Here is an 11,379-nt window from a genome sequence, read left to right on the forward strand (position 1 = left end):
AAACTGTATCAATCACTTAGATTTTCTATGACAGTAATTGGATTGGTTCGATCTGCCAGAGTAGCTTATTATTACCACTAACAGTATCTATATCAATATTAGCTACAGAAGAAGTAGAAAAAATTAGAGGCTGTTCTACTTGACATAAATCTACTAATAGAGAACATATCAATGGCAGATGGGAGATAAGCAGTATTTGCTTTAATCCCTCTTTAGACAATGACTTTAAGTAGCAATTTACTATACTGGAATCTCCACTCGGTATTAATTCCGGAAGAACTTTATAACTCTCTGGCAATACTAGATACTCCTGTAAGATATTAAACGTCTGACGAGCACGCAGATAAGGACTGACTAATACAAAATTGATTTCTTTAACCTTATAGCTAAGCCAACGCGCAATTATGCTAGATTCATTACGACCACGATCGGTTAGACTTCTTTCTGAATCACTTTTAGCTTTAGAAAAAGCATTTCCATGCCGCATAATTAACACTTGCATAATGTACCATTATTTTTATATAGAACTATGTAAAGTTTATTATAGCAAATTTTTCAAATTTGAAATGTAAAAACTAATATATTCTATTTATGATAACTAAATTAAGATCATGATAGAAGAATCATTTCATCTGACGAAACACTACTCTTATAATCAAAATAACATCTTTTTTTCATATGCTAACTAAAGAGATAATATTATGTGTAATATATATGGAAATATTCGCATAAATGATATCCAATTATAAAGTATACTATGAATACGATAACTATCGAGTTATAGTAATGTATTTTCTTAATAATACTAAAATCGTTAAATTATTATTATGCAAGAAAATAATATCTTTATTATAATATATGGATGACCTAAAACATGATTAAACGATATATTTAACACCAAGCTATACAAGTATCAGTTCCTATTACAAATTTTTATAAATTATATAAGTTTAACAGTACAAATTATAGGTTTGATATGGAAAATATAGCCTTGATTTATTTCGCATTCATCAAATTAAAATTGCTTCAAATTAATTTAGAATTTGGATTTTCATATAGAGTTAACATGCTGACACTAGCTAGAAAATCACACTATTAAAATAAACGGCATATACTATAGTATGATGATTTTAAGATTTTTTAACAAAATATCTGAATTTAGCAGTTGCACACAAGTTTATGCGCTTTTCAGTAGTAATTGACCTACGAACATATTCTAAAAAGATAGCTTAGGAGTAAGTAAAATTACCATAGTTAAGGATCTATAGATAAGGATTATAAATGATATTATAATTTACTAAGAGTACTGCCGAAACCTCTCGATTTTTCTTTGGCTAATTTTGGATTTATCATCGATGCTATATTAATAAACTTTCTCATCCTGGTAAAGTCTTTAGGAAAATATAGTTAAAATGAACCATAGCTTTGTAAGATTTACATTCTCAAAAAATAATTGATCATAGTAGTGGGGCCTTCTACATTTTTAAAAAATTATTAAGCTATTTATGCTAATTTCAAAATATCATCTTGTTAGTTTATTTCTACCGGATGAATTAGATAAAGATCTAATGTTTTTTAGTTAAAGTTAAATATGCTATGTTTTAAACTTTCTATAGGATTAAAAGACATCTATCTATCTTTTTTTATAAACAGTATATCCTAAAAGGAAGATATTAACAAACGTTAAATCTGATAGAAGAAAACTTATTATAAAACCTCGTTATATGTTCTTGTTATTGTCGTTAAATAGGTTATTGATTAATCTTAACTAAAACTCTGTCATTATTAGTAATAACTCGCCATACTTTTATAAAGTAGTAATTATGATTAGATTTTACAGTGTAATCGTGAGATATTTATATTTTAATTTTTATCTAACTCCATTTAGTAATCAAATATTTATGGATATTATTAATTTGTTTACGACAAATAAAATAGGATAATAACTTACTGTTTTTCTAGTTAACATATTGATTGGTAGTTAATGCAAAGGTATCTAATAAAAATAAATATTAGAGCTTAACGTTAAAAAAGCAAGTCTAGATATTATTTTTCTAATTTTTATTGATAGTTATAAAATCTAGCACCTAGAGTAAAATTATAACACTTTTTAGAAAAAATGATTTGTATTTACTCTCAGAATTAGCATAATTATTAATTACAAAGAGTTACGTTGTTATAGGTTCTATATGCACATATACTCCAAGCTATAGTTCTAGTTGAAAACTACATAAATGATTATTATTATTTTATTTTAATAAACGAGTTTTATTTATTTATAAAAAGAAATAAATAGCTAGATTTTGCTATAATATTTTTTACAATCGACGAATTGTATATTAGATTAGCTAGATCACTGTGAAATAATTACTCATAATGATATTCAAATTCTTCTTAGCCAGCGCCTAAGAAAATAGAGAAAATTAATTAACCACCTATTCCTGATAGAAATAAGTGGTTAATTAATTTTTATATCTTATCTTACTGTACTACAAGTAAAGTAAGATTAATTCTTAGCAGAAAGAAAATATAAATAATAAATTGATTAAAGATATTTCTGTTATTTATGCACTAGTAGTATATACTGAATACTAATATTAGTATGATCTGCCGTTAGCAAAATATTTTTCTCTATAAGCAAATTTTATGGTAAAATTTATCTTATTACACGTGATACATCTGGTTAATTCTCAGTAAATACGTGTAATTAAAATTAATTTTTTACCTTATCTTGATTGAGTTTTAGATTAAATTTTTAGTAAATAAAATAAGATAATTAGTATTGACGATTTTCGATCTTATTATGTATAATAATATAATTCTATAAGACTAAGATGAGACAGTTTTAGCTTAGATTAAAGCTGCTTACCTCATGTTATTATATCACTAATATAGTTATATAGTATAAATCTAGTTATCGATACATAATAGTAAAAATAGCTAATACTAGTGTCATCGCTGCTTCTAAATCAGTTATTATCAGCCAATAAAATTGGATTTTAATTGATATAAAAAATAAGCAATACATTAATTCACATTTAGTGATGTATTCTAATTAACCTTATTTAATTAAATAACTTTATACAAAAATTATTAATTATAGTTAACATAATAAACATCTCTATTTGAGAGAAGTCTTGATAACTATTTTATTATTTTATAATATGATTTCAGTTAATAGCCTAATTTTACGCTATTAACAGCCTTTTTATTTAATTACATATAAGAACTGTTCTTGTATGTAATCTTAGTTCTCTCTTATAAGAGAGAAGAGTTCTACTTGATTAAGAATTAAGCAAAACGTTTATAGGGACTTAATTTTAAGTTTATATAATATACAACAATTAGTATGTGATACGTCTCCGTAGTTAAATGGATATAATAAGCCCCTCCTAAGGGCTAGTTACAGGTTCAATTCCTGTCGGGGATACTACTTTTCTTATTAATCTTTCTATTTTTTAATAGAAGTTAGCAAAGATAATAATACGGTATTTTTGTCTATTTTAATTTAAGTATTTTATTAGCTTTTAGTTAGTAATAGAACAAACTTCGTAGTATAATTATCTATTTTTTACCTTAAAACTGCTAAGCCAATTAAACATATTTTATCATATTTTTATAAAATATGATAAAAATCAAGAAGAGATTAGAGCTAATATACTTAGTAGCTTAATATTACATTAAGAAATTAATTTTTTTAAAAAATTATTATTATGATAATAATTTTCAATTTTTATTAGAAAAAATTAAAATTCCTTACCAAAGGCTATACTAACGAATAAAGATATGCGATTTTTTATCAATTTTATTAGTTGAATTAGCAAAATTTTACCCGAGAACTAATAATCTTCCTTTTGAGTAGCATCTACTTCAGTACTAGAAAATCATAGAATAATTTCAGTACTATCGAGTATTATTTTTATAAAGTTACTAATAAGCTAAATCAAGCTTATAAAGGTTTTGTTGATATTTAATCATACTTGTTAATTTCAATTTTGTAAACACTACTTTATAGTTCTATTAAAGACTTAAACCAGCACTTGGTAATATTTTACTAATAAAACCTGAGAGTATTATATAAAATTGCCCATTGCTATTAGTGGACTAATAATTGATAAATTACTTCTTAAGTATTATAATTTAATAGATTAAATCTAACCTACTAATAAAAAATTAATCGACTCACTAGGAATTAATTTAATTTATTGGTAATAGTGATTTGGAGCTAAGCGGGATCGAACCGCTAACCTCTTACATGCCATGCAAGTGCTCTCCCAGTTGAGCTATAGCCCCATAGTATTTATACAGTCTTTCCAGATATAAGAAATATGGTATAAATTGTAAAAAACTCTGTCAATAGCTAAATTTACTAAATAATTATAATATTAAAAATTAGTAAATTACTGTTGATCATTACTTTTCTGTGTTCTATAAGTAATAAAATCTAATGCTTTAGCAATACGTGTTAAACAACGAGATTGACCTATAGCATGCATAGTAATACCAATAGCAGGAGACTTGATAGTACCAGTAACTGCAACTCGTAATGGCATACAAACCTTACTTATACTAACTTGTAACTCTTCAGCTGTTTTTTTAATACTTTCGTGCACTATGGCTGGTGTCCAATCACTAAGCGCTGACAATTTAATACCCATAATTTTCAATGCTGGAGCTGTTAATGAGTGTAAATGATTTTTAGCTGCATTAGTATCAAATTCGCTAAAATCTTCATAGAAATAACGGCAGCTAGCTGCCATTTCTTTTAATGTTTTGCAACGATCGCTTAGCAGCTTTACTATCGTTGTCAACTTCGGACCAGTACTAGTATCAATTCTCTGCTGATTAATATGCCAAACAAGATGCGTAGCAACGTACTCAGCCGGTAGATGATTAATATAATAATGATTAAGCCAAAGTAGTTTTTCAGTATTGAAAGTGCTAGCAGACTTACTAATCGATTTAAGACTAAAGAACTTTTTCATCTCATTGAGACTAAAAATCTCTTGATTACCATAGGACCATCCTAAACGTACTAAATAATTTAACAACGCTTCTGGTAAGAAGCCATCATCACGGTATTGCATAATCCCTACTGCACCATGACGCTTAGAAAGCTTTTTGCCATCCTTGCCAAGAATCATTGAGACATGAGCATATTTCGGTATAGGTGCGCCTAATGATTTTAGGATATTAATTTGGCGTGGTGTATTGTTAATATGTTCTTCCCCGCGGATAACATGAGTTATCGCCATATCATAATCATCAACTACAACGCAGAAATTATAAGTGGGTGAACCATCGGTGCGACGAATTATAAGATCATCTAATTCTTGATTATTAAATTTAATAGGACCACGAATGAGGTCATTAAACACTACGAAGCCATTTTTTGGATTACGAAAACGCACTACACAAGGTTTATTTTTTTTATGATATACATGGCTTTCGTAACAACGGCCATCATAGTGTGGTTTTTCACCTCGAGCTATTTGTGCTTTACGTAAAGTGTCTAATCGTTCTTTAGAACAATAACAGTAATAGGCAATACTTTTGGATAACATATCATTAATAATCGCATTATAGCGTTTGAAACGTTTCGTCTGAAAATAAGTTTCTTCATCCCAATCTAGATTAAGCCAATTCATAGAATCTATAATAATATCAATCGCAGACTGTGTTGATCGTTTAAAATCTGTATCTTCTATACGCAATATAAATTTTCCTCCTAGATTACGAGCTAATAACCACGAATATAGCGCAGTACGAATACCACCGATATGTAAATATCCAGTTGGACTAGGTGAAAAACGGGTTTTAATTTTCATAAATTATGTTGCCTTGATAATTATGGAGCAAAAACTAGAATATAGCTTCTATCTACAGTAAAAATTGAAAACAATCTATCAATTAAGCTTAAATTATAAATGCTTTTTATAATCTGGAAGATTTTTATTGAGTCTAAGAAAAACTGCCTTTAATGATTATATTAAATATAAATATAAAATTTACTGGAAAAATAGTTGACTTATTTTGATAGCTTTCTAAAATATAAAGTTATATAGAGTGGGTGATTAGCTCAGCTGGGAGAGCACCTCCCTTACAAGGAGGGGGTCGGCGGTTCGATCCCGTCATCACCCATAATTTTATAATCTTTGAGGTGGGTCGTTAGCTCAGTTGGTAGAGCAGTTGACTTTTAATCAATTGGTCGCAGGTTCGAGTCCTGTACGACCCATTTTATTTTTTCTTTTTATCGACTGTATAAAAAATTTATTAGGATCATTAACCTTATATTTCTATTAGAATTATAGAATTGAGATTAAATCATCCACTGAGAGTTCATAAAAAACTCATTAATAATAATGTTTTTTCCGATGAAAAAACAATTTAAATTTATTGTAGTATTTATGTTAATTTAGATGTATCTATTAGCTTTTAATAAAAAAACTAATAGATAAAAAATCTATTTATAATAAACTAGAGTAAGAAAATAAATATTTTATTAGAAACTGAATATTTAATAATATTGAAAATACCATATGTTTATTGAGAATTTTTCTGAATTAACTCTGACTTTATAATACGATTGTATCGCTTGAACTTAAGTTCCCTATCAACTGTATGATATAAATAATATCATCATATTATAACTCTTATTTTAAATAAGAGTTATAATAAATGTTCAATTTTAGAACAATATTAATGCGATGTCAATACTACTGGAATAAAATAGAATGTAAATTCTAATAATAAATAAGGGTTAGATAGATAATCTAAAATGTTATTGTAATTTGATAAATTATATTACAATATTCCTATTTGTATAAGATCATTTCATCTTTGATAATAAGAGAAAACACTGTGGTGCTATTAACTTTTAAACACAGTAAACATCAACGACACCTTGCACAATTACCAAAAATTCCTCAAACAGTTACAGATATTAAAATACTTTATAGTCCTGAAGATTTCTATTACGCACTCATACAAGCTATCGCTGTTGCCAAACAGCGAATCTATCTAGTTGCACTGTATCTAGAACAGGATCAAGGTGGTCAACGCATTCTTGAAGCTGTTTATAATGCAAAACGTAACGATTCATCGTTAGATATAGCGATTCTAGTTGATTGGCACCGAGCACAACGTAATCGTATCGGTGCTGCTTTTTCTTATACGAATGCTGACTGGTATTGCCATATGGCTCAAGCGAATCCTGGTGTAGAAGTACCTGTCTACGGCGTACCAGTTAATACTCGAGAAATTCTTGGTGTTTTACATTTAAAGGGTTTTATTATCGATACTAAAGTGATTTACAGCGGTGCTAATTTAAATAATGTTTATTTACATCAACAGGATAAATATCGCTATGATCGTTATCGGATTATTCATAATCGTCTTCTTGCCGATACATTACTTACCTATATCAAACAACATATACTTACAGCGCCAGCAGTAAATCGATTGGATAATATCGCTAGACCAAAAAGCCTTAAAATAAAAAATGATACTCGTTTATTTCGTCAAACTTTACGTGAAGCTGATTATTTCTATCAAGGTGAAGCAGGTCCAAATGAATTAGCTATTACACCGTTAGTAGGTTTAGGTAAACAAAGTTTACTGAATAAAACAATTCATCATTTGTTTTGTTCTACCCGTGATACTTTAACGCTTTGTACACCCTATTTCAATTTACCAGCGCTTTTAGTACGAGATTTAATTAACATATTACGTTTAGGTAGACAAGTGGAAATCATCGTTGGTAATAAGATTGCTAACGATTTTTATATTCCTGAAGATCAGCCATTTAAGATTATTGGCCTTCTACCGTATTTGTATGAAATTAATTTACGACGTTTTTTTTGCCGATTACAACAATATGTGGATAATGGTCAATTAGTACTACGTTTATGGAAAGATAACGGCAATAGTTACCACTTAAAAGGAGTATGGGTAGATAAAGAGTGGCAATTACTAACCGGTAATAATCTTAATCCACGTGCATGGCGACTTGATTTAGAAAATGCGCTTCTTATACACGATCCCACACTGGCATTAAATTTACAACATGAAAAAGAGCTTAACCGGATCCGAACTCATACTCAGATACTTCGGCATTTTACTGAACTGGAGAATATTGTCGATTATCCATTTAAAGTTCGTAAGCTTATCCGTCGATTACGTCGGATCCGTATTGATCTTTTAATTAGCCGGATTCTCTAAAGTTAGAGAATCTATGGAAGATTGGATAAAAGCTTTTTAAATTTTTTAATGTTATCCTAGTTATAAATGAAATTAAATAATAACTACTCTTTTCGTTTTATATTATCATAAGGCTATACTGTAAATATAGTACGCAAACTGGGATAGTTTTTTAACCAATAAAATTGGTTACTGGACAGCAATAATATGATTTCCTTGTATATCCAATCTGATTGGTTTACCAGGTAAAAATTGACCAGATAAAATTTTTTGTGATAATGGATTTTCGATTTCTTGTTGAATAGTACGTTTCAGAGGACGTGCACCATAGATTGGATCAAAGCCAGATTTTCCTAATAGTGCTAAAGCTTCTTCGCTTATAGTCATAATATAACCACGCTCTTCTAACCGCTGATATAGATGCTGTAGTTGAATTTTGGCAATCTTAGTAATATGTTCCAGTTTTAAAGGATGGAAAACAACAATCTCATCTATACGGTTTATAAATTCAGGCCGGAAACGATTTCTTAATACATCAAATATAGTATCTTTCATTTCCTGATACTTAATCTGAGTAAAACGATCTTGAATAATATCCGATCCTAGATTCGATGTCATGATAACAACGGTATTACAAAAATCTACTGTACGTCCCTGACCATCAGTTAAACGTCCATCATCTAGTAATTGTAATAGAATATTAAAAATATCGGAATGTGCTTTTTCGATTTCATCTAGAAGGATAACTGAATAAGGACGGCGGCGCACCGCTTCGGTCAGATATCCTCCTGCTTCATAACCAACATATCCAGGAGGAGCACCAACTAAGCGAGATACTGAATGTTTTTCCATAAATTCAGACATATCGATACGCACCATAGCTTGTTGACTATCGAACAAGAATTCAGCTAGTGCTTTACACAGCTCTGTTTTACCTACCCCAGTTGGTCCAAGAAATATGAAAGAGCCAATAGGTTTGTTTGGATCTGAAAAGCCAGCACGACTTCGACGGATAGCATTAGAAACTGCTTCCACTGCTTCATTTTGTCCAATGATTCGCTGATGTAAATCCTGCTCCATGCGTAGTAATTTTACCCGTTCACTTTCTAGCATTCGAGAAACAGGAATTCCTGTCCAGCGAGCTAATATTTCAGCAATCTCAATATCGGTTACACGATTACGCAGTAATCGCATAATTTTTCCTTCAGTATGCGAGATCGCTGCTAGCTGTTTTTCTAGTTCAGGAATTTTCCCATATTGCAATTCTGACATCCGTGCAAGATCTCCGACACGTCTTGCCTTTTCGATCGAAATCTTCGCTTGTTCTAATTCTGTCTTTAAGCGTTGGGTATCTAACAAAGAGACTTTTTCTGCTTTCCATTCTTCTTCAAGTTCAAAGTAATCGCGTTCTTTTTTTGAAAGTTCATCATTAAGGACTGCTAATCGTTTAATACTAGCATCATCCGATTCTTTTTTTAGAGCTTGTTGTTCCAATTTTAATTGGATAATACGGCGATCTAACCGATCAAGCTCTTCTGGTTTTGAATCCATCTGAATACGAATACTAGATGCAGCTTCATCAATAAGATCAATAGCTTTATCAGGTAATTGTCTATCAGTAATATACCGATGTGATAATGTTGCAGCAGAAACAATGGCTGGATCAGTAATTTGTACATGGTGATGAAGTTCATAACGTTCTTTCAAACCACGCAGAATAGCAATAGTATCCTCTACATTTGGCTCAGTAATAAATACTTTTTGGAATCGCCGTTCTAGCGCAGCATCTTTTTCAATAAATTTGCAATATTCATCAAGTGTTGTTGCGCCAACACAATGTAGCTCACCACGGGCTAATGCAGGCTTTAGCATATTACTAGCATCCATTGCACCATCAACCTTTCCAGCTCCTACCATGATATGTAGTTCATCGATAAATAAGATAATATTACCTTCTTGCTTAGAAAGATCGCTTAAAACACCTTTTAGTCGTTCTTCAAATTCACCACGGTACTTCGCACCTGCTACAAGTGAACCCATATCAAGCGATAATACCCGATTATTCTTAAGACCTTCTGGTACTTCACAATTGACAATACGCTGTGCTAATCCTTCAACAATAGCAGTCTTACCAACTCCTGGTTCACCAATGAGAACAGGATTATTTTTAGTGCGCCTCTGAAGTACCTGAATAGTACGACGAATCTCTTCATCACGCCCAATGACTGGATCAAGTTTACCCTGTTCAGCACGCTCAGTTAGATCAATAGTAAATCTTTTTAATGTTAACCTCTGATCTTCTGCGCCTTGATCATTAATCTGCTTACCTCCGCGAATTTGTTCAATAGCCTGAGTAACAGATATTATTGTAACACCTGCTGACTTCAGTAAGTCTGATAAAGTGTCTCGCGACTCAAGCGATGCAATAACAAAGAGCTCAGAAGAAATAAAGTTATCGTCGCGTTTTTTCGCTAACTTGTCACATAAATTTAGTACTCGTATTAAATTTTGAGAAGGCTGTACTTCATTTTCCCTAATACCTTCTACCTGTGGCAAATTTTCACAGGCTTGTTCTATCGAACTGACAAATGAAATAATGTTAACCCCTACAGATTGCAGCAGAGAACGAACGGTACTACTTTCCTGTTTTAACAGGACGAGCATCACATGTAATGGTTCGATAAATTGATTATCTCGCCTAAGAGCTAAAGACTGAGCATCAACAAGGGCAAGCTGGAATTTATTAGTAAAACGATCCAGATGCATAACTTCTCCAATTTTAATAAAATTACTATTAAAAGTAGAAATAAGGTCGTTTATTTAAAATTCAAGAACATTATTGTTAATAACTTAAAAAGTAATCACTCTTCCATACATCTTAGATAGGCTTGAAAAGCGATAATGTTATAAAATATAAGTTTTATATACTAAGTGATAATTATTTTTTAATAAAAGAAAAAACATAGAGTCTTTTTCTTCACCCTATCATTCCTGCTATAACATAGGGTAAACTAACTATTTAAAGTTATAAACACTGTAGTTCATTTAAAGCTTGGTAAGATATCGCCTTATCCTTCTAAGGATAAGGCTTCAATTATACTACGATCAGGCAAAGAAAAAATGTTTTTAACTTTAGATAAATTAATAATGATAATTAACAACGATTTCTCGCTACGAGAT

At 30.3% G+C, this 11,379-nt stretch carries 4 protein-coding genes, 4 tRNA genes and 1 pseudogene; 4 read left to right on the top strand and 5 right to left on the bottom strand.

All coding sequences use genetic code 11. The annotated features are described in order from the left end of the window. Positions 1-25: 25 nt before the first annotated feature. Together sixA and FVIR_RS02775 are read right to left on the bottom strand one after the other, a co-directional pair. Positions 26-502 (bottom strand): phosphohistidine phosphatase SixA, encoded by a 477-nt coding sequence (gene sixA, locus FVIR_RS00935; RefSeq protein ID WP_067497783.1) that lies wholly within the window; start codon positions 500-502, stop codon positions 26-28. A 797-nt stretch (positions 503-1,299) separates the two neighbouring features. After that, a pseudogene (locus FVIR_RS02775) lies at positions 1,300-1,464 on the bottom strand (phospholipid-binding lipoprotein MlaA); the annotation flags it as partial. 1,894 nt (positions 1,465-3,358) lie between these two features. On the opposite strand from FVIR_RS02775, the gene FVIR_RS00940 reads away from it, so the two are divergent. After that, a tRNA-Arg gene (locus FVIR_RS00940) sits at positions 3,359-3,430 on the top strand. Between the two features lie 790 nt (positions 3,431-4,220). Here the strand turns inward: FVIR_RS00940 and FVIR_RS00945 are convergent. Next, positions 4,221-4,293: transfer RNA gene (locus FVIR_RS00945), tRNA-Ala, on the bottom strand. A 107-nt stretch (positions 4,294-4,400) separates the two neighbouring features. Next, positions 4,401-5,828 (bottom strand): glutamate--tRNA ligase, encoded by a 1,428-nt coding sequence (gene gltX / locus FVIR_RS00950; protein ID WP_067497784.1) that lies wholly within the window; start codon positions 5,826-5,828, stop codon positions 4,401-4,403. A gap of 240 nt (positions 5,829-6,068) precedes the next feature. On the opposite strand from gltX, the gene FVIR_RS00955 reads away from it, so the two are divergent. From FVIR_RS00955 to pssA, 3 genes are all read left to right on the top strand, one after another. Beyond that, positions 6,069-6,141, top strand: a tRNA-Val gene (locus FVIR_RS00955). A 21-nt stretch (positions 6,142-6,162) separates the two neighbouring features. Then, positions 6,163-6,235: transfer RNA gene (locus tag FVIR_RS00960), tRNA-Lys, on the top strand. A gap of 629 nt (positions 6,236-6,864) precedes the next feature. After that, positions 6,865-8,220, top strand: coding sequence for a CDP-diacylglycerol--serine O-phosphatidyltransferase (gene pssA / locus FVIR_RS00965; RefSeq protein ID WP_067498628.1), 1,356 nt, complete (start codon positions 6,865-6,867; stop codon positions 8,218-8,220). 168 nt (positions 8,221-8,388) lie between these two features. On the opposite strand, the gene clpB is transcribed toward pssA, so the two are convergent. After that, positions 8,389-10,965 (bottom strand): ATP-dependent chaperone ClpB, encoded by a 2,577-nt coding sequence (clpB, locus tag FVIR_RS00970; RefSeq protein WP_067497788.1) that lies wholly within the window; start codon positions 10,963-10,965, stop codon positions 8,389-8,391. Positions 10,966-11,379 lie beyond the last annotated feature (414 nt).

Source organism: Candidatus Gullanella endobia (genome assembly GCF_900048035.1).
Classification (GTDB): Bacteria; Pseudomonadota; Gammaproteobacteria; order Enterobacterales; family Enterobacteriaceae; genus Gullanella; species Gullanella endobia.